Annotated in this window: 20 protein-coding genes and 1 tRNA gene; 3 read left to right on the top strand and 18 right to left on the bottom strand. The window is 61.3% G+C overall.

Annotated elements, in window-relative coordinates; translation table 11 throughout:
* Nucleotides 1-339 precede the first annotated feature (339 nt).
* A complete protein-coding gene (locus tag AC0JZ8_RS24700; RefSeq protein WP_471893849.1) occupies nt 340-2,277 on the top strand; it encodes a M23 family metallopeptidase in 1,938 nt (645 codons plus the stop codon).
* A gap of 101 nt (nt 2,278-2,378) precedes the next feature.
* On the opposite strand, the gene clpB is transcribed toward AC0JZ8_RS24700, so the two are convergent.
* The 7 genes from clpB to AC0JZ8_RS24665 all read right to left on the bottom strand — a co-directional run bounded on the left by clpB (nt 2,379) and on the right by AC0JZ8_RS24665 (nt 13,526).
* Nucleotides 2,379-4,979: an ATP-dependent chaperone ClpB gene (clpB, locus tag AC0JZ8_RS24695; RefSeq protein WP_471893848.1), complete on the bottom strand. Its 2,601-nt coding sequence runs from the start codon at nt 4,977-4,979 to the stop codon at nt 2,379-2,381.
* A 391-nt stretch (nt 4,980-5,370) separates the two neighbouring features.
* The gene (locus AC0JZ8_RS24690; protein WP_062454272.1) at nt 5,371-6,378 is read right to left on the bottom strand and encodes a DUF4167 domain-containing protein; all 1,008 of its coding nucleotides are present in this window, start codon (nt 6,376-6,378) and stop codon (nt 5,371-5,373) included.
* A 314-nt stretch (nt 6,379-6,692) separates the two neighbouring features.
* Nucleotides 6,693-7,607 (bottom strand): peptide chain release factor N(5)-glutamine methyltransferase, encoded by a 915-nt coding sequence (gene prmC, locus AC0JZ8_RS24685; RefSeq protein ID WP_471893847.1) that lies wholly within the window; start codon nt 7,605-7,607, stop codon nt 6,693-6,695.
* Nucleotides 7,604-8,686 carry a peptide chain release factor 1 gene (gene prfA / locus AC0JZ8_RS24680; protein WP_062454274.1) on the bottom strand — a complete coding sequence of 361 codons (1,083 nt, stop codon included), beginning with the start codon at nt 8,684-8,686 and terminating at the stop codon, nt 7,604-7,606. Before prfA ends, prmC begins: the two co-directional genes overlap by 4 nt.
* A 32-nt stretch (nt 8,687-8,718) precedes the next feature.
* The gene (ptsP, locus tag AC0JZ8_RS24675) at nt 8,719-10,986 is read right to left on the bottom strand and encodes a phosphoenolpyruvate--protein phosphotransferase (RefSeq protein ID WP_113110301.1); all 2,268 of its coding nucleotides are present in this window, start codon (nt 10,984-10,986) and stop codon (nt 8,719-8,721) included.
* An 81-nt stretch (nt 10,987-11,067) separates the two neighbouring features.
* Nucleotides 11,068-12,342, bottom strand: a complete 1,275-nt coding sequence (locus tag AC0JZ8_RS24670) for an aspartate kinase (protein WP_062454275.1) — start codon at nt 12,340-12,342, stop codon at nt 11,068-11,070.
* 293 nt (nt 12,343-12,635) lie between these two features.
* Nucleotides 12,636-13,526, bottom strand: a complete 891-nt coding sequence (locus AC0JZ8_RS24665) for an SH3 domain-containing protein (protein WP_471893846.1) — start codon at nt 13,524-13,526, stop codon at nt 12,636-12,638.
* Nucleotides 13,527-13,817: 291 nt separating this feature from the next.
* On the opposite strand from AC0JZ8_RS24665, the gene ubiG reads away from it, so the two are divergent.
* Nucleotides 13,818-14,564, top strand: coding sequence for a bifunctional 2-polyprenyl-6-hydroxyphenol methylase/3-demethylubiquinol 3-O-methyltransferase UbiG (gene ubiG, locus AC0JZ8_RS24660; protein ID WP_192078769.1), 747 nt, complete (start codon nt 13,818-13,820; stop codon nt 14,562-14,564).
* Between the two features lie 3 nt (nt 14,565-14,567).
* Here the strand turns inward: ubiG and AC0JZ8_RS24655 are convergent, their stop codons facing one another.
* The 6 genes from AC0JZ8_RS24655 to AC0JZ8_RS24630 all read right to left on the bottom strand — a co-directional run bounded on the left by AC0JZ8_RS24655 (nt 14,568) and on the right by AC0JZ8_RS24630 (nt 18,392).
* Entirely contained in the window at nt 14,568-15,653 is a 1,086-nt protein-coding gene (locus AC0JZ8_RS24655; protein ID WP_471893845.1) for an acyltransferase family protein, read from the bottom strand.
* 151 nt (nt 15,654-15,804) lie between these two features.
* A tRNA-Ala gene (locus tag AC0JZ8_RS24650) sits at nt 15,805-15,878 on the bottom strand.
* Between the two features lie 143 nt (nt 15,879-16,021).
* Nucleotides 16,022-16,450 (bottom strand): DUF1178 family protein, encoded by a 429-nt coding sequence (locus AC0JZ8_RS24645; protein ID WP_471893844.1) that lies wholly within the window; start codon nt 16,448-16,450, stop codon nt 16,022-16,024.
* Nucleotides 16,447-17,307: a carbon-nitrogen hydrolase family protein gene (locus AC0JZ8_RS24640; RefSeq protein ID WP_092664580.1), complete on the bottom strand. Its 861-nt coding sequence runs from the start codon at nt 17,305-17,307 to the stop codon at nt 16,447-16,449. Before AC0JZ8_RS24640 ends, AC0JZ8_RS24645 begins: the two co-directional genes overlap by 4 nt.
* A 12-nt stretch (nt 17,308-17,319) precedes the next feature.
* On the bottom strand, nt 17,320-17,577 hold the full coding sequence (gene grxC / locus AC0JZ8_RS24635) for a glutaredoxin 3 (RefSeq protein WP_062454280.1): 258 nt from the start codon (nt 17,575-17,577) through the stop codon (nt 17,320-17,322).
* Between the two features lie 56 nt (nt 17,578-17,633).
* Entirely contained in the window at nt 17,634-18,392 is a 759-nt protein-coding gene (locus AC0JZ8_RS24630; RefSeq protein ID WP_471893843.1) for a ComF family protein, read from the bottom strand.
* A gap of 93 nt (nt 18,393-18,485) precedes the next feature.
* Here AC0JZ8_RS24630 and AC0JZ8_RS24625 point away from each other — a divergent pair, with 93 nt between their 5' ends.
* A complete protein-coding gene (locus tag AC0JZ8_RS24625) occupies nt 18,486-19,364 on the top strand; it encodes a methyltransferase domain-containing protein (RefSeq protein WP_471893842.1) in 879 nt (292 codons plus the stop codon).
* Nucleotides 19,365-19,391: 27 nt separating this feature from the next.
* Here the strand turns inward: AC0JZ8_RS24625 and AC0JZ8_RS24620 are convergent, their stop codons facing one another.
* From AC0JZ8_RS24620 to argJ, 5 genes are all read right to left on the bottom strand, one after another.
* On the bottom strand, nt 19,392-19,565 hold the full coding sequence (locus AC0JZ8_RS24620; protein WP_062454283.1) for a Flp family type IVb pilin: 174 nt from the start codon (nt 19,563-19,565) through the stop codon (nt 19,392-19,394).
* Between the two features lie 61 nt (nt 19,566-19,626).
* Nucleotides 19,627-19,947 (bottom strand): hypothetical protein, encoded by a 321-nt coding sequence (locus AC0JZ8_RS24615; RefSeq protein WP_062454284.1) that lies wholly within the window; start codon nt 19,945-19,947, stop codon nt 19,627-19,629.
* Between the two features lie 111 nt (nt 19,948-20,058).
* On the bottom strand, nt 20,059-20,463 hold the full coding sequence (gene mutT / locus AC0JZ8_RS24610) for an 8-oxo-dGTP diphosphatase MutT (RefSeq protein WP_471893841.1): 405 nt from the start codon (nt 20,461-20,463) through the stop codon (nt 20,059-20,061).
* Nucleotides 20,464-20,471: 8 nt separating this feature from the next.
* The gene (locus tag AC0JZ8_RS24605) at nt 20,472-21,242 is read right to left on the bottom strand and encodes a GNAT family N-acetyltransferase (protein WP_471893881.1); all 771 of its coding nucleotides are present in this window, start codon (nt 21,240-21,242) and stop codon (nt 20,472-20,474) included.
* Between the two features lie 8 nt (nt 21,243-21,250).
* On the bottom strand, nt 21,251-22,492 hold the full coding sequence (argJ, locus tag AC0JZ8_RS24600; protein ID WP_062577490.1) for a bifunctional glutamate N-acetyltransferase/amino-acid acetyltransferase ArgJ: 1,242 nt from the start codon (nt 22,490-22,492) through the stop codon (nt 21,251-21,253).
* Between the last annotated feature and the right edge of the window lie 31 nt (nt 22,493-22,523).

Below are 22,523 nucleotides of genomic sequence, written 5' to 3'. Positions count from 1 at the left end.
GAAAACGGTAAGGTGCTGATATAGCGTGATAAAATCAGGATCTTCTGGAAAGAGGCCCCGGAACGGGGTATTTGGCGCCAGGTTTATGTGTGCAATCCACCCTGTCTTTGGCCCCGCCTTGAAACCGCCCCGACATCTTCACAATCGCATGGGAAGAGCTTTGCATATGAAGAGTGATTTCGCCCTTATAGAGTACGCGCGAAGGCCATGGGCTTCGACCCGCGAGCCGAGTTTGACTCATGTCGCTGAAACGGGCACATGTTTGGCCCAAGGTACTGCAGGCAGCATTCCCTTGCTGTCTATGGAAGAACACGCATCACGGGACTGGCAAAGACTGGCATGATGACGGCCCGCAGCATGATACGCACGCTCGGCAACGAACCGCCGATCCTCGCCGATGGCCGTCGCGCGCCGGACCGGCGCGAAATTTCCATGCGCTGGCTTTCCGGAACGTTCCTGACCGGCATTACATCGTCTCTCCTGATGGGCGTCGCGCTGTTTGCAGCGCTCGATGGCCGCCAGCAGCTTGCCACCCCTGCCGAAGCCTCTGCCGCGGTCCCTTCAGATCATGACGACGACATCACGTCGCGCGGCAAGCGCCTGCTCGGCGGCAATATCGTTGCCATGCCGACCGACCGGCGGATCATGGAAGTGTCGACCGTCGTTCACGAGGGCAATAAGGAAGTCGTGCGCCGCCGGCCCTTCGCGCATGTGAAGATGAACCTGGCCGTCAACAACGTCGCGCCGGAAGCCTATCCGAAATTCGATCCGCTCAGCATCTTCTCTTCCAGCGAAGCGCCGCCGCCAACCAACAGCCGCACCGGCGTGATCTACGGATCCAATGTGGAATCCGATGTCAGCCTGCAGACCGTGCCCTTCCCCGTGAAGGGCGGCACTTATGCTTATGCGGCGCCGATGACGCTCGAGGAAGTGGAAGAAAACGTCCGCTCCAACGGATCCGTGCTGACTTCGGGCAATACCCAGCTCTCGGCGCTCTATTATGTCGACCCGCAGCGCTTCTCCTCCGAAGATGAGGATGTCGACCTGACATCGGGTCTGGCTGCCCGCATCGTCGAGCAGAACATGTCTGTCTCGACGCCCGAACCCTTTACCGCACGCAGCCGCGAATATGCAGACGATATCATCCCGGTCCGCCAGCCGACCACGATCGCCCAGGCGATGACCTCCGTCGGCTACCCCGAGACCAAGGCCCGCGAAATTGCCGGCTATCTCAAGTCGCGGATCGGCAGCGAGGATGTGGCCGCCGGCGACGTGATCCGCATCGGCGTGATCCAGGAGGGCCAGATGGTCCTCGTCGTGCGCGCCAGCATCTATCGCCGCGGCAATCACCAGATCACGGTTGCCGCCGACGACAAGGGTCATTTCATCGACGGCAAGGAACCGCAGATGCTGGATGCGGTGGCATCCGCGTTCAGCGAGCAACCGGCCATCGTCGCCGGTCGTGAATTGCCCGACGTCTATGACGGCATCTATCGCGCCGCCCTCTCCTACGGCATGAACAGCGATATGACGTCCCTGCTCGTCAAGCTTCTGGCCAGCAATGTCGATCTCCAGGCACAGCTGCGCCCCTCCGACATGATCGAGGCCTTCTTCTCCGTCGCGGACGAAAGGGGCCAGGCCAGCCGGGATTCGGAACTTCTCTATGTAAACGCCCGGTTCGGCGACACGACCACCCGGTTTTACCGGTTCCAGGACCAGGATGACGGTTCGGTCGACTACTTCGATCAGGACGGCCGCAGTGTCCGGCAGTTCCTGCTGCGCAATCCGGTTCCGAACGGACGGTTCACATCCGGCTTCGGCATGCGCAACCATCCGATCCTCGGCCGTGCGTTGATGCATACCGGCTCCGACTGGGCGGCCCCGCGCGGCACGCCGATCATCGCGACGGGCAACGGCACCGTCGAAAAGGCGGGCTGGGACAGCGGCGGTTACGGCAACCAGACGCTCGTGCGCCATGCCAACGGTTACGTCTCGTCCTACAATCACCAGAGCGCAATCGCCAAGGGCGTGCGCGAAGGCGCCAAGGTAACCCAGGGTCAGGTGATCGGCTATGTCGGCTCGACCGGCCAGTCGACGGGCGCCCATCTGCACTACGAACTCGTGGTCAACGGAACCAAGGTCGATCCGATGAAGGTGCGCCTGCCCGGCGGCAAGTCGCTCGACGGCAAGGCACTGGCGCGGTTCGAGGAAGAACGCACCCGCATCGATGCGCTGCTGAAGAGCACGTCGAAGCCGGCCGAAGTCGCAAGCCGGTAGTCTTCACCGTCAAGAGCGAGCATCCCCTCCCATTCGATCCGTATAACGAAAAAGGCCGCCCCGTTTCCGGTGCGGCCTCATTTTTCGATCACGGTTTGCGTTTACGCGGCTTCGCTCATGCTGCCCTTGATGCGAAACAGGAGGCGGTCTGAGCCTGATGTCACGTTGATCGTCGATCCGTCCGGGATCTGTCCGGCAAGGATCTGCTCGGCCAAGGGGTCCTGCACGAACTTCTGGATCACCCTCTTCAAAGGTCGGGCGCCATAGACAGGGTCGTAACCCTTGTTCGCCAGCCATTCGCGGGCATCGCTGTCCAGTTCCAGTTCGACCTTGCGATCGGCCAGAAGCTTCAGCAGACGCTGCAGCTGGATATCGACGATCGCGCCCATCTCGTTGCGCTTCAGCCTGTGGAACAGGATGATTTCGTCGACGCGGTTGAGGAACTCAGGCCGGAACGAGGCTTTCACCACGCCCATCACCTGCTCGCGCACGCTTTCAGAATCCTCGTCCTCGCGAAGGCCGGTCAGATATTCGGCCCCGAGATTGGATGTCATGATGATCATCGTGTTCTTGAAGTCGACCGTGCGGCCCTGCCCGTCCGTCAGGCGCCCGTCGTCGAGAACCTGCAGGAGAACGTTGAAGACATCGGGATGCGCCTTTTCGATCTCATCGAACAGAACGATCTGGTAGGGCTTGCGCCTGATGGCTTCGGTCAGAGCACCACCTTCGTCATAGCCGACATAGCCGGGAGGCGCGCCGATCAGCCGCGAGACGGAATGCTTCTCCATGTATTCCGACATGTCCAAGCGCACCATCGCCGTTTCGTCGTCGAACATGAAGCGTGCGAGCGACTTGGTGAGCTCGGTCTTGCCGACGCCGGTCGGGCCGAGGAAGATGAACGAGCCGATCGGCCGGTTCGGATCCTGCAGGCCGGCACGCGAACGGCGAACCGCGCGCGACACGGCCTGCACCGCATCGCCCTGACCGACGACCGATTTCGCCAACTCGTCTTCCATCCGCAGCAGCTTGTCGCGCTCGCCTTCCAGCATCTTGTCGACGGGAATACCGGTCCAGCGGGACACCACATGCGCGATCGCATCCGGATTGACCACTTCCTGCACCATGGCGTTGCTGGAACTGTCCTGTGCTTCCGCCTGTGCGAGCTCCTTTTCGAGATCGGGAATGACGCCGTAGGTCAGCTCGCCGGCACGCTGGTACTCACCCTTGCGCTGGGCAGTGGCCAGTTCGTTGCGTGCTTCGTCGAGCTTGCCCTTGAGATCGGCGGCAAGTCCGAGCTTCTGCTTCTCAGCCTGCCAGCGCGCGGTCAGCGCATCCGCCTGCTCTTCCAGCGACGTCACTTCGGTCTCGAGACGGACCAGCCGGTCGGCCGAGGCTGTGTCGGTTTCCTTCTTCAGCGCCTCACGCTCGATCTTCAGCTGCATGATGCGGCGATCGAGTTCGTCCAGCTCTTCGGGCTTGGAATCCACCTGCATGCGCAACCGCGATGCGGCTTCGTCCATCAGGTCAATTGCCTTGTCCGGCAGGAACCGGTCGGCAATGTAGCGGCTCGACAGGGTTGCAGCGGCAACCAGCGCCGAATCCGAGATGCGGACCTTGTGGTGCTGCTCGTATTTCTCTTTGAGGCCGCGCAGGATCGAGATCGTATCCTCGACCGTCGGCTCCTCAACCATGACCGGCTGAAAACGACGGGCAAGAGCCGGATCCTTTTCCACATGCTTGCGGTATTCATCGAGCGTGGTCGCGCCGACGCAATGCAGCTCGCCGCGGGCAAGAGCAGGCTTTAAAAGGTTGGACGCATCCATCGCGCCATCCGCCTTGCCGGCTCCAACAAGCGTGTGCATCTCGTCGATGAACAGGATGATCTCGCCGTTTTCCGACTGCACCTCGTTCAGCACGCTCTTCAGCCGCTCTTCGAACTCGCCGCGATATTTGGCACCCGCAATCAGCGCGCCCATGTCGAGCGCCATCAGCTTCTTGTCTTTGAGGCTTTCCGGCACGTCGCCATTGACGATACGCAGCGCCAGACCTTCGGCGATCGCCGTCTTGCCGACGCCGGGTTCACCGATCAGGACGGGATTGTTCTTGGTGCGGCGCGACAGAACCTGGATCGTGCGGCGAATTTCGTCGTCACGGCCGATCACCGGATCGAGCCGGCCATCGCGCGCTTCGGTCGTCAGGTCGCGGGCATATTTCTTCAGGGCTTCAAAGCCCTGTTCAGCAGTCGCGCTGTCGGCGGTGCGGCCCTTGCGCAGGTCGTTGATGACCTGGTTGAGACCCTGCGCCGTCAGCCCCGCCTTCTTCAGGCTGGCCGATGTCGAGGCCGAGCTTTCGATCAAAAGCGCCAGCAGCAGTCGTTCGACCGTGACAAAGCTGTCGCCGGCCTTCTTGGCGGCTTCTTCCGCTGTCGAAAACACTTTTGCCAGCGGCTGCGAAAGATAGATCTCGCCATTGCCGCCCGATACCTTCGGAAGCTTGGAAAGTGCAGCGTCGTTTGCGATGCGCGCATCCTTGGCGCTGCCGCCAGCGCGTTCGATCAATGCGGAAGCCATGCCCTGGTCGTCGTCGAGCAGAACCTTGAGCAGATGCTCTGGCGTAAACTGCTGATGACCAGCGGACAGGGCCTGGGTCTGGGCAGACTGAAGGAAGCCCCGTACCCGCTCAGAATATTTTTCGATGTTCATAAGATAAACCTCCTGAATCGCCCCGCCCTCCATGGAGGCACGGACCGATGATTGAGATGGGGCTCCCTTTAAAGGCGAACCCGGCCGGCCAACCGGCCTTGGTGAAGATATGGGAGCGCGATTTTGTGATTTAAAGACGCGGAGAAGAGGATTAGGCGATATTGGCGCGGCGTCGATCGAGCCGGGATCGCGCGATGTCGTCGAGCCGACAACTCGCCGCCGCACCCGGGTAAGACCGGCGACGTAACAGGTGCAAAACGTGCAAGGGACAGGATCCAAGGCGAGCCAGGTGCAGCATGGCGATCTCCCGCACGAGCATTCGGCTACCCCTCAAAGAAAAACTCCGGCCTTTCGACCGGAGTTTTCATATCAATCGTAGTGTCAGACCGGCTTATTCGCCAGCTTCTGCCAGGGCCGGCTTGTCGTCACCGTCGCCGGCATCGCCGCCGTCTGCCGCATCGGCATCCTTGCGGGTCTGGCGACGTGGACGGTTGCCTGCCGTGCGGCGACGGCGTGGCGTGGCTTCCGTCTGCGATTCCTCTTCGACCGAAACCTCGACCGGAGTGCCCTCGATATCAGGCTGCGGGCCGGATCCATCGACCACAGGCGCAACGGCTACCGGAGCTTCCGTGACCTGAGGCGCGCGCTGTCTGGTCCGTGTCGGAGCGACCGGCTGTTCGGCAGCAGGTGCAGCAGGCTGCTCCATCGGCTGCTCGCTGCCCTGTTCAGGTGCGCGCTCTGCACGGTCCTGACGCTCTGGGCGGTCGGGACGTTCCGGTCGACGCTCGCGGCGCTCGTTTCGGTCACGCCGGTTTTCGCGCGGCTGCTGGTCCTGGCCGGACTGGCTGCCCTGGTTGTGCCCAGAGTTTTGACCCGGGTTCTGTCCAGAGTTTTGACCGGAATTCTGGCCTGAGTGCTGTCCAGAGTTCTGGCTGGAATTATGCTCGCGGCGTGGCTGCTCGTCCATCATCGGCTGTGGTGCGTAGCCCATATCGTCGCCGTCACCCTGATCCATATCGTCTTGATCGATCGAGTTGCCGTCGCGGTCCTGGTATTCGCCACGCTCCTGATGCTGGAAACGGTCCTGCATCTGTGCCTGCGCTGCAGCAATGATGCGGTAATAGTGTTCCGCATGCTGCAGGTAGTTTTCGGCCATGACACGGTCGCCTGCGCTTTGCGCATCACGAGCAAGCGTCGAGTATTTTTCGGCGATGTGCTGAGCGGTGCCGCGGATTTTTACATCCGGGCCGGAGCTGTCATAGGACCGGCTGAGCGGGTTGCCGCCCTTGCGATTGAAATTGTTGTTTCCACCGCCGCTGCCGCCGCCGCCGCCATTGCTGCTGCCGCCATTGTTGCTGCCACGCCCCCGACCGCGCTTGTTTTGCTGTCCTGGCCTCATATATCGTTCACCAACTCTCTGTCTTCGCTGATAAAAGGCCACGCGGCCCGCCGGTCATCGCCGGAACAGGACTTCGCGTGCCATGCGCAGGTCGACCAAGGCGGCCTGCCGCTTTCAAAGTCAAATTACCTGATCACGCACTGGATCTGCTCAACCTGCTCGGTCTTCGAAAAGAGCCGGTTCTACGGTTGACCTTTTAGCGAGAACGAATCGTTGTTCACTCCCAGCCGCCCCGATGCGTGATTTACGCTAACTCGCTTCCTGAAGGATTCCAAGCCCTTTCTTTTGCTTTGCAACATCGAAAGCCTGGATAATCAAGGGCCACCTCTCGTAAAGACAAGCACGCGATCGTTGTCACCATAATCACGTCTTGCTTGCGTCAAGATGAAGCCTGCATCCTCAAAGATACGTGTCACCGTGTCTCGCTGATCGAACCCGATCTCGACGCCGATCGACCCTTCGTCCTTGGGAAACGAGCCGTCTTCCTGTGGAACGCGCAGTTCGAGAAAGTGCTCGGCCTGCGATGCGATTGCCCGGTAGGCATCCAGGCCATCGGGTCCGCCGTCCAACGCTGCCGGCGGATCGAAATCGCGAACTTCCGGCTCTAGTTCAGGAATGACATCGCTTCTGATATAGGGCGGGTTTGACACGATTATGTCGAAACGCCCGTGAATTGCGTCAAACCAATGACTTCTGACGCCCTGAAACCGCTCGCCAAGATCAAGACGTTGCGCATTACGCGTCGCGGTCGAAAGCGCGTCAGCAGAGATATCGGAGCCAACGCCCGTCGCTTGCGGAACCTCGATCAGCAGCGCCAGGATGATGGCGCCCGTGCCGGTGCCGAGATCAAGCACGCGGGCGTAGCCCTTATTCGCGACGATCCGCCTTAGCAAAGGCAGCATGCATTCGACCAGGAGTTCGGTATCCGGCCTTGGCTCCAGCGTCTCCTTGGAAAGCAACAGATCCAGCCCGCGAAACGCCCGCATGCCTAGAATACGGTGAACCGGCTCGTGACCCAGGCGGCGCGCCACCGCGTCCGCAATCCGGGTCATGTCGAGGGCATCGACCACCCGGTCTCCGTCGACGAACACCTCGGTCGACGTGAGGCCCAGCAGGCCGCCGATCAGAAGCCGTGCCTCGATGGCCGCATCGGCGATCCCTGCTCCGGCAAACTGCGCCCGTGCATCCGCCACCACCGCCTTCAGCACAGACGCCGGTTGCTCGCTCATCCGTGCTGCTCGCCGAGCTGCGCCAGCTGTCCCGCCTGATAATCCGAAATCAGCGCATCGACGACCTCGTCGATTTCGCCGATCATCATCCGGTCGAGCTTGTAGAGCGTCAGGTTGATGCGGTGGTCGGTCACGCGGCCTTGAGGGAAATTGTAGGTGCGGATGCGCTCCGACCGGTCGCCGGAACCGACCTGGCTCTTGCGGTCTGCGGAGCGTTCGCTGTCGGCTTTCTGCCGCTCCATGTCGTAGAGCCTGGAGCGCAGGACCTGCATCGCTTTCGCGCGGTTCTGATGCTGCGATTTTTCCGAACTGGTGACAACCAGCCCCGTCGGCAGGTGGGTGATGCGCACGGCAGAGTCGGTGGTGTTGACGTGCTGGCCGCCGGCGCCGGATGCCCGCATCGTATCGATGCGGATATCGTCCGCCTTGATCTCGATGTCGATCTCTTCCGCTTCGGGCAAAACTGCGACTGTCGCAGCCGAGGTATGGATGCGCCCCTGCGTTTCCGTATCCGGCACGCGCTGCACCCGGTGCACGCCGCTTTCGAATTTCAGCTTGGAAAACACGCCGCGGCCGGTCACGGTGGCGATGACTTCGCGAAAGCCGCCCGCTTCGCCATCACTAGCGGATAGCACTTCCACCTTCCAGCCATGGGCACTGGCGTAGCGCTCGTACATGCGGAAAAGGTCGCCGGCAAACAGCGCCGCCTCATTGCCGCCGGTGCCGGCGCGGATTTCCAGGATGGCGCTGCGCTCGTCGGCCGCATCCTTGGGAAGGAGAAGGATCTGCATGTCCTTTTCCAGCTGCTCGATGCGTTCTTCCGCATCCGGCAGCTCCATCTCGGCCAGCTCGCGCATCTCGCGGTCGGTCGCCTTGTCGACAAGCATCGCACGCAGGTCAGCGACCTCAGCCAGGGTCTTTTCGTATTCACGGATCTTGGTGACCACCGGCTGCAGTTCGGAATATTCCGATGCCAGCTTCACATAGACATCGGCAGCCGGACCCTCCGACATGCGCGCCTCGATCTCGCCGAACCGGCGTTCCAGTTCGCGCATCTTTTCGACAGGAAGCTTCGCCACCCAATCACTCCACTCTTGTTCTTTGTGTTTTTCTATACGGGAATGTTGTTGGTTTCCGCAAACCGCAACAGCAAATTGCGGATCGGCTCGTCCGAGCGCACGTCGTCCAGCGCGGCGTTCAGTTCCTCAGCGAGCAGGCCCGCATCGAGACCGAGCAGCATCGCCTTCACCGGCCCGATCGAGGTTGCCGCCATCGACACCGAGCGGAAACCGACGCCGATCAGCGCCATGGCCGAAAGCGGCTTGCCGGCCATCTCGCCGCACAGCGTCACCGGCGTGCGGTTCTTATCCCCCGCGCGGGCGATGTCGCGCAGAATGCGCAGGAACGGCTTGCCCAGAATATCGAACCGGTCGGAGACGCGGGCATTGCCCCGGTCGGCGGCCATGGCGAACTGGAACAGATCGTTCGAGCCGACAGAGACGAAATCCACTTCCGCCATCAGTTCATCCAGCTGCCACATCAGCGACGGCACTTCCAGCATCGCGCCGAACTGCAGCTTGCGCGGCAGGCTGTGGCCGAATTTGGAGAGATGCTGGACTTCCTTCTGGAACAGCTCGCGCACCGCACGGATTTCGGAAACCTCGGTGATCATCGGCAGCATCATGCGAAGCTCGGCACCCGCCGATGCCCGCAGCAGCGCGCGCATCTGGGTGCGCAACAGGCCCGGCCGATCGAGAGACAGGCGGATCGCCCGCCATCCCAGCGCCGGGTTTTCCTCTTCCTGACTGCGCAGATAGGACACCACCTTGTCGCCACCGATATCAAGCGTGCGGAATGTCACCGGAAGGCCCGCCGCCTGACGGATCACGGCGCGATAAAACGCCTCCTGTTCCTCAAGCTTCGGCATGGTCGAGGCGATCATAAACTGCAGCTCGGTGCGGAACAGGCCGATACCCTGCGCACCGGATTCAGCAAGCTGCGGCAGATCCACCAAAAGGCCGGCATTCATATTGAGGCTGATCGCCTTGCCGTCCTTGGTGACGGGTTCGACCGAGCGCAGTGCCTTGAACTGTTCCTGGCGCCGGGCCCGCAGCTTGACCTTTTCCTCATAGGCCTTTTGCAGATCGGCCATCGGGCGCACATGCACTTGGCCGTCGTCACCGTCGATGATGATGGGATCGCCGTTTTCGGCAAGCGCAACCAGGCCCGTCGCCTGGCCGACAACCGGAATACCCATGGCGCGGGCCACGATCACCACATGGCTGGTGACCGCACCTTCTTCCAGCACCAGCCCGCGCAGGTTCTCGCGCGGATAATCGAGCAGTTCGGCAGCGCCCATGGCGCGCGCAAGAATGATCGCATCGAGCGGGAAGTTCTCGTCCGTTGCTCGGCCGGAATAGCCGGTCAGCTGACGCAGCAGGCGGTTGGCCAGATCGTCGAAATCATGCATCCGCTCGCGCAGATAAGGGTCGGTCAAGCGCATCATCCGCGCCTTGGTGTCGCTCTGAACCTTTTCAACCGCAGCTTCCGCCGTCAGACCGTTGTGGATCGCCTCTTCCATGCGGCGCACCCATCCCTGGTCGTGCGCAAACATGCGGTAGGTCTCGAGAACCTCGCGGTGCTCGCCCTCCTGCGCCACGTCGCGGCGCTGCAGCATGTCGTCGATCGAGATCCGGAGCGATCCGAGCGCTTCGGCCAGACGGAGGATTTCCTTGTCCGAATCCTCGTTGAGAAGATTGGTAACGACGATACGAGGCTCGTGCAGAACCACATGGCCAAGCCCGATGCCCTCGTTATAGCCGTTGGCCGCGATCGTGACGGCGCGGGTAAGGTCCAGCTCAAGCCCCGGTGCCGTGATCTTCTTCAGGTCGCCGGTCGCGATCATCTCGGCGATCACCATCGCCGTCGTCTCGAGCGCCTCCACCTCGTCTTCGCGGTAGTTGCGGCTGGCCTTGTTCTGCACGACGAGAACGCCAAGCGTGCGGCCGGCGCGCAGGATCGGCACGCCGAGGAAGGAATGGTAGATCTCTTCGCCGGTTTCCGGCAGGTAGCGGAACGCGGGATGCGCCTGCGCATCGGACAGATTGAGCGGCTGTGCGGACGCGGCGATCGTGCCGACCAGGCCCTGCCCCATCTTCAGCTGCGATGTATGGACAGCCTCCTTGTTGAGGCCTTCGGTCGCGTAAAGCTCGAGAACGCCGTCCGAGCGCAACACATAGACGGAGCAAACCTCCGCCACCATGTTGCTGGCGATCTGGCGCACGATCCGGTCAAGCCGCTCCTGCGGCTCAAGTGGCTCGGCCATCAACTCGCGGAGCCGCTTCAGAAGAACGCGCGGCCCGGCCGACATGTCTCTCATCGGCATCATTGCTCCCGAATGCATCTTTAATCCGGAAGTGGCCGCGCGAGTTTCACACCCACGCGGCAAACCGGTTGACGATCAAGTCTTATCGAGACCGTAGGCGGAATGCAAAGACCGAACTGCAAGTTCCGAGTAGTCGCCGGCGATCAGGATCGAAATCTTGATTTCCGAGGTGGTGATGGCCTTGATGTTGATCGACTTTTCGGCAAGTGCCTTGAAAGCGGTCGCCGCCACGCCGGCATGGCTGCGCATGCCGATGCCGATCACCGACACCTTGGCGAGACCCGATTCGCTCTGCACGACGTCGAAGCCGATCTTCTCCTTGTTGTCTTCGAGAACGCTGATGGCCTTCGCCACGTCCCCGTAAGGCACGGTGAAGGTCATGTCGGTCTTTGATCCGTCCTCGGAAATGTTCTGGACGATCATGTCGACATTGATGTGATTTTCGGCCAGCGGGCCGAAGATGGCGGCAGAAACGCCTGGCCGGTCGGAGAGACGACGCAGGGAAATCTGCGCTTCATCCTTGGCGTACGCGATGCCGGTGACGACTTCCTGTTCCACGATCTCTTCCTCGTCGCAAATCAAAGTACCGGGCGGGTTGATGAGGTCGCCCATGCCCGGTGCATCGGGATCCTCGAAACTGGAGCGCACGAAGGTGCGTACCTTGTGAACCATGGCAAGTTCAACTGAGCGCACCTGCAAGACCTTGGCGCCGAGCGATGCCATTTCGAGCATTTCCTCGAACGAAATCTTCTTCAGGCGCCGCGCCTTGGGCACGATGCGCGGGTCCGTCGTATAGACGCCGTCGACATCCGTATAGATGTCACAACGATCGGCCTTGAGAGCGGCAGCAATCGCCACCGCTGAAGTGTCGGAACCGCCGCGACCGAGCGTCGCGATCCGGTTGTCCGGGCCGATGCCCTGGAAGCCGGCAACGACGGCCACCTGGCCCTCGCCCATCCGCTTGATGATGTCGGAACCGTCGATTTCCTGAATCCGGGCCGCGCCATGGGCATTGTCGGTGCGGATCGGCAACTGCCAGCCCTGCCAGGAGCGCGCATTGATGCCCATCGACTGCAGCGCGATCGCAAGCAGACCTGATGTCACCTGCTCGCCGGAGGCGACGACGGCATCGTATTCGCGCGCGTCGTAAAAGGGAGAATCGGCGCCATTGACCTTCGGTGTGTCCTGTACCCAGCCCACCAGCTCGTTGGTCTTGCCCGACATTGCGGAAACGACGACGGCCACTTCATGGCCCGCGTCGACCTCGCGTTTCACATGGCGTGCCACATTGTGGATACGGTCAAGATTGGCGACGGACGTGCCGCCGAACTTCATCACGATGCGAGCCATTCGACAAAAACCACTGTTTCGTCCCGGCACCATACGCTGGAACGTCTGCTTCCCGTTTCTCTGCTCTCCGGGCCTCAAGGCCTGGAGTCACAAAGTTGCGGGGGTCTCATATCGAAAAGGGGCTGGCGGTGCAATGGCCGGAACAGGCCAGAACGGTACGCCCGGCAAAAACCGGAGGCAGTATTTCGCGATTATCCGCGGAAAACCGCCGAACATGAAAAGGGCCGCTTTCGCGGCCCCCGACTATCATCAACTGTAACCGTTCACGGCGGACGGGCTCCGCCGTTGTCGCCTCAGCGATTACGGCAACCCGGGCCGACGCACTGCTCAGTTTCACCCTGCGGGGCGCGACGGTCGTTGTTGCGCTCGGCACGAGGCTCCTGACGACGCTCTTCTCTGCGTTCGTCATTGCGCTCGGCACGCGGCGGCGGGCGGCGATCGTCGCGGTCATCGCCACGATCCATGCGCGGCGGTGGTGGGCGACGGTCGTCGTCGCGATCAATCCGCGGTGGCGGACGGCGGTCATCCCGGTCGCGGTCGATACGCGGTGGTGGAGGACGACGGTCGTCGTCACGATCGATACGCGGCGGTGGGCGACGATCGTCCCTGTCACGGTCGACGCGTGGCGGGTCGCGGCGGTCGCCGCGATCACGGTCCCAACCGGGACGGTTGTCCCAGCGGTCACGATCGCGGTCGCGGTCCCAACCCGGAGGTGGTGGCGGCGGACGTCTGTCACGATCCCAACGCGGCGGTGGCGGCGGCTGACGATCGGCGCGCCAATTGTAATCGCGCCAGCGATCACGTTCACGATAGAAATTGCGCTCTCTATAATGGCGACCCCAGTAGTCGTTGACTTCGAAGGTCACCGTCGGGATGCCGAGACCCTGATAGTAGTCGGGCGCGACATAGACGCGGTTCGAACGGTACGCCGCCTGGACATAGTTTCCCGACACCCAGCCACGACCGCCGTAGAACGAAACGTCGCACCAGTTCACGCTGCTCATGCAGCCGTTGATGGTAACGGTCGCGCTGACCGGGATCACTGTGACCGCCGGATAGGCGGTGCTCGGACCTGACCGCATGTTCACGTTCGCGGTTGCGAATCCCTGCACCGCAGCCGAAGCAATCGACGGCGCCAGCATCAAGGCGCCGAGAGCGGCTACCCGTAAAAGTAACTTTTTCACCTGTTTCCTCCTGGAAAACATAAGCGGTCGGAATTGCTTCCGTTTTGCGCCCCGTAATTTTCAGCCTAAATGCTCGGAACGACCTATTGTTCCAGTTGTCGGCTGAATGGCGAATGAATGATGTATTTGACTGTCATTCACCCTTTTTCTCCTCGCCGTAAGCAACGGTTAATCCCGCCCGCTCACTGGAAAACAATGACTAAGCTGTCGCGCGACCTCCGCGGCGATGTCACCCCTTGACATCAACCCGGGATCGTCCGACTTCAGGCCCTAGTACGAGAGGATGACGATATGACCGAAACCACACGCAGCACAGTCGATAAGGACCAGGTTGAATGGTTCTCGAAAATGGCAGCCGAGTGGTGGAACCCGACAGGGAAGTTTCGGCCTCTCCACAAGTTCAATCCGGTCCGCCTCTCCTATCTTCGCGACCGGATCTGCGAGCATTTCGGCCGTGACCCCAACGGTCACCAGCCCCTCGCCGGTCTTCGCATCCTCGATATCGGATGTGGCGGCGGTCTGTTGTCGGAGCCGATGGCCCGCATGGGTGCGACCGTTGTCGGCGCGGACCCGTCTGAAAAGAACATCGGCATCGCTTCCACCCATGCCGCTGAAACCGGCGTTAGCGTCGATTATCGCGCAGTCACCGCCGAAGACCTGGCCGCATCGGGCGAGATGTTCGACGTGGTCATGAACATGGAAGTAGTCGAACACGTCGCTGACGTCGATTTTTTCATCACGACCTGCGCGTCGCTGGTGAAGCCGGGCGGCCTGATGTTCGTCGCGACTATCAACCGCACGCTGAAGGCCGGCGCGCTGGCGATCTTTGCTGCGGAAAACATTCTCCGCTGGTTGCCGCGCGGCACCCACCAGTACGACAAGCTTGTGCGCCCGGAAGAGATCGAAAAGCCGCTGTCAAAAAGCGGCATGGAGATCATTCACCGCACCGGCGTGTTCTTCAACCCGCTCAGCGACCGCTGGAACCTGTCATCCGACATGGACGTCAATTACATGCTTCTGGCGCGGCGTCCGGGCTGAGCTTCAGTTCTTGACGACAGCCGTGACGGGTGTTGCGGCGTCGACGGATCCACCCTTCAGGTGCAAAAGCGTGGCCCAACGGAGCCGCTCGAACAGGAAGTTGCCGATCCCTGTCGCCCTGACAATCGCGTAGAGGATGAGCGAGCTCACGATCGACACGATCATCACCGAAACGCTCAGCAGTCCTGTATCGGTAATCAGTCCGGTCTTGAGCGCTACTGCCCTGAACAGAGACATCGGGATGGTAAAGGCGAGGTAGACAACCAGCGAATGCTTGCCGAGCCAGACCAGCCAGCGCGAGAACGGCAGTTGGACGACGAGGCCGCAAGCGATGCAAAGCGCCAGCGTTCCAGCGACAGCAAGTACGAAATGCATCCCTGGCAACACCGCAGACCCCATCTGCATCCCGACCGGTTGAACCTCATAGCCGGGTGAAAACACGAGCACTCCGTTGACCAGCGCCCAGACGCACAGCGCAGCCCAGGCTCTCGCCGAATAGCGCTGGCAGAGATCGACCAGCTTCAAAATTGCGGGACCCGTCCGGAAGCCGAGGTAGAAGAAGATAAAATACGCGGCAAACTGCGTCACCACATAGCTCGCCGAATGGGGCGACAGGACCTCGAGGCCGATCGCGACCGGAAGAACCACCCAGGCCGGGACAGACAGCTGGTAGAACAGCTTCGTCACCAGTCCGAAAATTGCGAGCAGATAGACGAACCACAGCACGCCATAGGGCTGAATCATCGCAAAGGCCAGCTCCTTCAGCATTTTGCTGAGATCGAGCTCGTAGACCCCGATCTTGAGGCCAAGCATGATCGTGACCCAGAGCACGTAGAAATAAAGGTAATGGACCACCCGGCGGTCGACGAACTGCAACCACGGGCGGGCGATAACCTGCGACAGGAACACACCCGAGATCAGGAAGAATTCCGGCATCCGGAATGGCGTGGCGAAACCGATGACATAGTGTAGAAAGCCGACCTGCCCGGTATATTCGCCGGTATTGTAGGCCGAGTACATCATCACAACCAGGATGATCGAGACACCTTTGGCGGCGTCGACCCACGCTAAACGATCAATCTTTTCCATGCTGCAGAGCACTTTCTGTCTGATCAAGGTTACGGGGACGCCCTTGCGATGTGATCGCAACGATTCGGCCTGTTCGGTCTAAATCCAAAGGGTCATGTCGAATGCGATGTTGGTGTCAACGTCTGCCAATTCGTCGCCGGAGTGTGGCCCTTGGAGAACTGGGCAGGATTTGAACCTGCATGTACGGGCTTGCGGGCCCGCTCCATTTCAGTCTGGCACCAGTTCATCACGGACGGCTTTCGGCAGCCCGTCCGCAGAGATAGCGCAGTCAGGTTAGAGTTCGGTAAACCGGCATGGTAAAGATGCATGTCTTGGAAGAAATACTTACAAGATACTTCCGACATCGCTAATGAACTTGAAGACCGGCGTCAGTTGCCGTCTTCCGGGAGCGTCGGCAAGGGGGCGATGTCGATGCCCTCATCAATCAGCTCGCGCACGTCGTCGAAACTTGCCTTGCCGATAATCCCGCGCGCATCGGCCTCGCCGTAATGGATCTTGCGCGCCTCTTCCGGAAATTTCTCGCCGACATCTTCGGAACTGGCGCGGATACCGGCGACGGCTTCCTTGAGCTTCGCCATCACCTCATGGCGCGCCATATTCATCGCCAACTCCTGCTTGGCTTCCTTCTTCCGTGCTGTCGAAACGGAGGGCGCCATCAGGGATTTTGAGATCGCGGTGGAATTGCAGACCGGACAGGTTAAAAAGCCGCCTTCCACCTGGCGGTCGAAATCGGCGCTTTGGGCAAACCAGCCTTCAAACGCATGTCCGTTCTCGCAGCCGAGCGAATATTTAATCACGCCGCCTCTTCCCCGTCACCGCGGTCGGGGACGATCGCCACGGAAAACTCCCGGGCATTCTTGAGGTTGGGGATCTTCTGGCGTGCCGCCCGGACCTGGTCGAGATCGATCTCGGCGATCAGGACCTCTTCGCCGGTGCCGCCAGCCATCGCCAGAACCTTGCCCCAGGGATCGACGATCATCGAATGACCGAAGGTTTCGCGGCCATCTTCGTGGGTGCCGCCCTGTGCCGCAGCAATCAGGAACGTCCCGTTCTCGATGGCGCGGGCCCGAAGCAGGATTTCCCAATGCGCCTCGCCCGTCTGGCGGGTAAAGGCAGCCGGAACCGTGAGAATTTCGGCGCCGGCCAAGGCCTCAGCCCGAAACAGCTGCGGAAACCGCACATCGTAGCAGATCGCGAAACCGAGCCTGCCGAAACCGAGGTCGGCGACCCGCGCTTCGTTGCCGGGTTCATAGGCCGAACTTTCGCGCCAGCTTTCGCCATTGTCGAGATCGACATCGAACATGTGGATCTTGTCGTAGCTGCAGACGGTTGCGCCGTCTGGCGAAAACAGGAAAGCGCGGTTGGCGATCTTCCCGTCGTCGCGGGCAATGGCGGTCGAGCCGATATGCAGGAAGACACCAAGCTCTTTTGCGAGATCGCGCGCCGTCGAGACGATCACGTCGTCCGCCTCGCCCCGGAGCACCTCGCGCGCTGCCTTGCGGTCACGCTGCAGCATGCCGGTCATTTCGGGGGTCTGAATATAGGTCGCGCCATGGGCTGCAGCGTCACGGACAAGACGCGCCATGTCGGCCGCATTCCTGACGGGATCGACGCCCGAACACATCTGGATCGCTGCAACCTTGACCGCGGTCATCGAAAAATCTCCTCAGGCCGCCAGAAGCGGATCGAGCTTGCCGGCACGGTCGAGCGCATGCAGGTCGTCGCAACCGCCGACATGCCGACCATCGATGAAGATCTGCGGGAATGTCGAACCGCCGTTCGACTTCTGCACCATTTCGGCGCGCAGTTCCTTGGAATAGGTCGCGTCATGCTCGGTAAAGGCAACGCCCTTGGATTCGAGCAGCGCCTTGGCGCGGGCGCAGTAACCGCAATATTCGCGGGTGTAAATGATCACATCTGCCATGATTTTCTCCACGTACTGTCAGGACTTTGTGCAGCGCGTCACAATTGCCGTCTCTGTCATATAGGCCCGGCAATGGCCATTGCAAAGGTCAAAACCGTCACCTCGGCAGCCCCTGCCCGCTTCAGCGCCCGGGTTGCGGAAGACACTGTCGCGCCGGTCGTGAACACGTCGTCGACCAGTACGATATGCTTGCCGAACACGTCCTGTTCGCGACCCGCGGCCACCTTGAACGCGGCGCGGACGTTCTCCTCGCGGCCCCGCGCGGTCAACCCCACCTGACGCCGCGTGCTCTTCGTGCGCAGCAATGTTGCTGCAAGAAAGGGCTTTTCGGATTGAGCGGCGAGATGCCGCCCGAGCTCGGCTGCCTGATTGAACCGGCGCCAGAACATCCGCGAGCGATGAAGTGGCACAGGGAGAATAGCGTCGCAATCGGCCACATGGGTCTCGCAAGCGCGCAGCATCCACCCGGCCATCATTGCGGCGAGGTCGGTGCGATCCCTATATTTCAGCGCATGGACGAGCGAGCGTGCCGCACCTTCGTGGATTGCCACAGCCCGCAGGCGGTCGAACACCGGGGGATTCGCGATCGCTTCCGGCGAGACCAGCAATTGCTCATCCAAAGCGGGATCGGAAGGATCATAGGAGAACGGAAGGCCTAGAACCTCGCAGTAAGGACGTTCGATGAAGCGCAGACCGCTCCAGCACTGTGCACAGAAACCGCGATGGCTGCCGGTGATCACCCCGCATCCGGGACAGGCTGGCGGGTAGACGACGTCGCCTATCCGACGTGTCCAGACGGACGCGGCCGATACCATGCTCCTTAGCGATCGCAAGGCGTGGGACGAAGACATGCTTGACATTAATCGACGGAGAGCGACTTTGCGACCCGCGGAAATTGAGTGGAAAACATGGACATCATTTTTGACGCCGAACTGGTCGAAGCACGGCGCCGGCGTGCGATTACCGCTGGCGACCACAACGCGGCGTTTTTGCTGGATATAGCCGGACGCGAACTGGCCGAGCGGCTGTCCGTGGTCGAGCGGCAGTTCGAACAGGGTGTCGAGTTGCATGGCGGTACCGGCACTGCAGCCCGCGAAGCGAAAGCAACCGGCAAGATCGACAATATGGTCCGGGTCGAGAGCGATCCTACCTTCGCCGTCTCTGGCGAAGACATCACGGTCGCACCGCTCGACAATGTGCCGCTTGAGCCGGATACGGTCAACCTCGTCGTCTCACCGCTCGCCCTTCACCTGATCAACGATCTTCCCGGCACGCTGGTCCGCATCCGCCGGGCGCTGAAACCGGATGGGCTGTTCCTTGCCGCCATTCCCGGATCCGGCACGCTTGCCGAGCTGCGCGATGTCCTTCTGTCGGCCGAGGTGGAAATGACCGGGGGCGCTAGCCCGCGGGTCATTCCGTTTGCGGATGTGCGCGACGTCGGCGGGCTACTGCAGCGGACGGGTTTCGCGCTGCCGGTGATCGATGCGGAAACCTATACGGTGCGCTACGACAACCTGTTTGCACTGATGCGGGACTTGCGCGGCATGGGTATGACCAATGCGCTCGCTGGTCGCAGCCGCATGCCGCTGACAAAGAGTTTCTTCCTGAAAGCCGCCGAGCTTTATGCCGAGCGCTACTCGGATCCGGATGGGCGCATCCGGGCCACGTTTTCGATCATCTACGCATCGGGATGGGCGCCGCACGAAAGCCAGCAAAAGCCCCTGAAGCCGGGATCGGCCAAGATGCGGCTGGAAGATGCGCTGCGCGGATCGCAGAACGAAAACTGATAGGTCAGGGTAACGATCGGGCGAGGCTCAGGTAATCGGCTTGTCGACCTTGCCGCCGAGGAAGCTGAACATATTGCTGAGCGCCGAGGAAAAAGCGCCGAAACCGGCGAGCAAGGCGGCCGATATGATTGCGATGATCAGGCCGTACTCGACAGCCGTCGCCCCACATTCATCTCGCATGAAGGAACGCAGGAGACGCATGACTTGCCCTTTATCCGGTAAACCGCTGATCTGTCGCCCGACTATAGCGACTAATCGTTAATTAGCAGCCATCGTTTGCGCCGTAGCCCTGTACGATGCAGACGGAGCCCGGCGTGTCCTGAAGGACGCTACGGCGGATCGTGTAGGTTTTCGTGCCCTTCTCGACCGGCTTGATCGAACCGGTAGTGATCATGTCGAAGTCTTGCTTGACCGTTGCCAGCCGCTGCTGGTCGTCGTGACCGGCGAGCATCGGCGTCACGATCAGCGCAAGCGCAACCGCAGCGGTGCCAAACAGCAGAGCAATATTGAGGGCGCCGGTCCTACCGGATCTGTGCTTTGCCCGCTGGCGGGCCTGCACAGTTTTCCAGAATTCGTCTTCCATCGCTGAAAAGCCTCGTCAACGCAGTCACTGATCCCCCTGACGATGCCACGATGGGCTGAATTAAAGGTTAACAGGCTCTGAATTCGACTACGCTAATTCGATTGATCTCGATCAGACAAGATCCTGAATGATCGGGATCAGAGGCTCGTCGGCGGGCGGCATCGGATAGTCCCGAAGCGCGTTCGGCTTGACCCACTTGATCGCCTGCCCCTCGCGCCCGTGCGGAATGCCCTCGAAACGGCGACAGACATAGAGCGGCATAAACAGATGGAAGGTTTCATAAGTGTGGCTCGCAAATGTCAGCGGCGCGAGGCAGGCTTCCTTCGTCTGGATCCCGAGCTCCTCGTCGAGTTCACGAATCAACGTCTCCTCGGGCGTTTCGCCAGGCTCCACCTTACCCCCCGGAAACTCCCAGAGCCCGGCCAGCGACTTGCCCTCAGGGCGCTGCGCAAGCAGGATGCGGCCGTCGGCATCGATCAGCGCGCAGGCTGCAACGAGAAGAATTTTCCTCGACATGAGATCGGTCACCCTTTGCGCCAGTAGCGGTATTCATAGACCTTGCGAAAGCCGAACTGGCGATAGAGGGCAATCGCCGGTTCGTTGTCTGCCTCCACCTGCAGCCATGCCGAACGGGCGCCGCTGACGCGGGCCCAGCGCAGTGCCGAGGCCAGTATTTCCGAGCCGATGCCCTGCCGCCGAACCGTTTGCGACACGGCAAACGACATGATGCCCGCGAGGTCGTTGTCCTGCACGCAAAGCGCCACGGCGACGGCGCCGTGACGTGGGTTCTCCTTGATGAAGAAGCCCGATTGCGGCTTGATGGAACTGAGGATCTCCGCCAGTGCCGGCTTCAGCGCTGCGTCGTCCTGCCCCACTGCAATGCAGGCATCGACGAAACGGCCGATATCGTGGCTGGGAAGATGACCAAGCGTCGGCGGCAGCGGAAGGTGGGCGAGATCGCCGATCATCACATCTGCGGTCTCGAACATCTGCCAGCCATCATCCTCCAGATGACGGATCAGGTGGGGCGGTGCGAGCGGCGTTTCGCGCACCACCAGCGATCGTCCGTAATCGGCAAAACGCTTGCGGGCCTTCGACAACCGCAGGTCCATGTCCCGGTAATCCGACGGATCGAGCGGCACGATGCAGTTGAGACGCTTCGACGGATGGCTACCCGTCAACCGAACCTGCCAGCTGCCGTCATAGACCACGGAAGCCGCGGGCCAGGCCCGGAAGCCGACCGCTTCCAGTCTCCGAACCAGCGGCAGGTCGCCTTGCGCGAGAGATGCGGTCATATCCGTCATCAGCTCCGGTAATCGCCGTTGATGGCAACATATTCCTTGGTGAGGTCGCAGGTCCAGACGGTGGCCGTGCCGGAGCCGAGGCCGAGTTCGACCTTGACCGGAATGTCCTGCCCCTTCATCACGTTGGACGCGGCCTCTTCCGAATAGGAAGGATCGCGTTCGCCATTGACGGCAACGCGGACATCGCCGAACCAGATCGCCAGCTTGTCGCGGTCCGCCGCTTCGCCGGCCTTGCCGACGGCCATGACGATACGGCCCCAGTTGGCGTCTTCGCCGGCGGCGGCGGTCTTGACCAGCGGCGAATTGGCGATCGACAGCGCGATCGTCTTGGCGCTAGCATCGCTTTCAGCGCCCGTGACCGTGATCTCGAGCATCTTGGTGGCGCCTTCGCCATCGCGCGCAACCTGGATCGCCAGGTCCTTCAGAAGCGCGTTCAACGCATCCCGGAAAGACGACAGCGCCGGATCGGCGGGATCGGTGATCTGCGCCTGGCCGTCTGCAGCAGCAGCCCCCGTTGCAAACAGCATCAGCGTATCGGACGTGGACGTATCGCTATCGACCGTCATGGAATTGAAGCTTGGCTCGACGCCTGCAGAGAGAAGCGACTGCAGCACCGAAGACGAGATATCGGCGTCGGTGACGACGAAAGACAGCATCGTCGCCATGTCAGGCGCGATCATGCCAGCACCCTTGGCAATGCCGTTGATCGTAACCGCGACGCCGCCGATCTCCGCCATGCGGGTCGCGACCTTCGGATAGGTATCCGTGGTCATGATCGCCTTGGCAGCCTCCTGCCAGAAATCGCCCGTGGCCGACCCGTGCATATCGCCAAGCACGCCTGCAAATTTCGTGGCATCGAGCGGTTCGCCGATGACGCCTGTCGATGCGAGGTAAATTTCATTCTCGCTGCATCCGACAGCAGCCGCTGCCGATTGTGCGGTAAGTTCCGTTGCCTGGCGGCCCTTGGCGCCGGTAAACGCGTTGGCATTGCCGGAATTGACCACCACGGCCCGCGCGGTGCCATGGGCTAAGTTCGCGCGGCAGAAATCCACCGGGGCCGACGGGCACTTCGACTTGGTGAAGACGCCGGCCACCGCTGCCGGTGCGTCGAACACCATCAACAGCACGTCGGTACGGTTCTTGTATTTGATGCCGGCGGCAGCTGTCGCCATGCGGACGCCGCGCAGGGCCGGCATTTCGGGATAGGACTTCGGGGCGAGCGGCGAGACGGAAGAGGACATCTGAACAACCTGGCTGAATAGGAAAGGGCCC

The sequence above is a fragment of the Velazquezella soli genome, from assembly GCF_977018685.1.
The sequence above is the reverse complement of the archived record's forward strand: the minus strand, read 5'-3'. Positions and strand labels throughout refer to the sequence as shown.

Bases quoted from the DNA above. Each gene is read 5' to 3' on its own strand.
- AC0JZ8_RS24700 (WP_471893849.1), top strand. From the start codon at position 340: ATGATGACGGCCCGCAGCATGATACGCACGCTCGGCAACGAACCGCCG.
- clpB (WP_471893848.1), bottom strand. From the start codon at position 4,979: ATGAACATCGAAAAATATTCTGAGCGGGTACGGGGCTTCCTTCAGTCT.
- AC0JZ8_RS24690 (WP_062454272.1), bottom strand. From the start codon at position 6,378: ATGAGGCCAGGACAGCAAAACAAGCGCGGTCGGGGGCGTGGCAGCAAC.
- prmC (WP_471893847.1), bottom strand. From the start codon at position 7,607: ATGAGCGAGCAACCGGCGTCTGTGCTGAAGGCGGTGGTGGCGGATGCA.
- ptsP (WP_113110301.1), bottom strand. From the start codon at position 10,986: ATGAGAGACATGTCGGCCGGGCCGCGCGTTCTTCTGAAGCGGCTCCGC.
- AC0JZ8_RS24670 (WP_062454275.1), bottom strand. From the start codon at position 12,342: ATGGCTCGCATCGTGATGAAGTTCGGCGGCACGTCCGTCGCCAATCTT.
- ubiG (WP_192078769.1), top strand. From the start codon at position 13,818: ATGACCGAAACCACACGCAGCACAGTCGATAAGGACCAGGTTGAATGG.
- AC0JZ8_RS24655 (WP_471893845.1), bottom strand. From the start codon at position 15,653: ATGGAAAAGATTGATCGTTTAGCGTGGGTCGACGCCGCCAAAGGTGTC.
- AC0JZ8_RS24640 (WP_092664580.1), bottom strand. From the start codon at position 17,307: ATGACCGCGGTCAAGGTTGCAGCGATCCAGATGTGTTCGGGCGTCGAT.
- grxC (WP_062454280.1), bottom strand. From the start codon at position 17,577: ATGGCAGATGTGATCATTTACACCCGCGAATATTGCGGTTACTGCGCC.
- AC0JZ8_RS24630 (WP_471893843.1), bottom strand. From the start codon at position 18,392: ATGGTATCGGCCGCGTCCGTCTGGACACGTCGGATAGGCGACGTCGTC.
- AC0JZ8_RS24625 (WP_471893842.1), top strand. From the start codon at position 18,486: ATGGACATCATTTTTGACGCCGAACTGGTCGAAGCACGGCGCCGGCGT.
- AC0JZ8_RS24620 (WP_062454283.1), bottom strand. From the start codon at position 19,565: ATGCGTCTCCTGCGTTCCTTCATGCGAGATGAATGTGGGGCGACGGCT.
- AC0JZ8_RS24615 (WP_062454284.1), bottom strand. From the start codon at position 19,947: ATGGAAGACGAATTCTGGAAAACTGTGCAGGCCCGCCAGCGGGCAAAG.
- mutT (WP_471893841.1), bottom strand. From the start codon at position 20,463: ATGTCGAGGAAAATTCTTCTCGTTGCAGCCTGCGCGCTGATCGATGCC.
- AC0JZ8_RS24605 (WP_471893881.1), bottom strand. From the start codon at position 21,242: ATGACCGCATCTCTCGCGCAAGGCGACCTGCCGCTGGTTCGGAGACTG.
- argJ (WP_062577490.1), bottom strand. From the start codon at position 22,492: ATGTCCTCTTCCGTCTCGCCGCTCGCCCCGAAGTCCTATCCCGAAATG.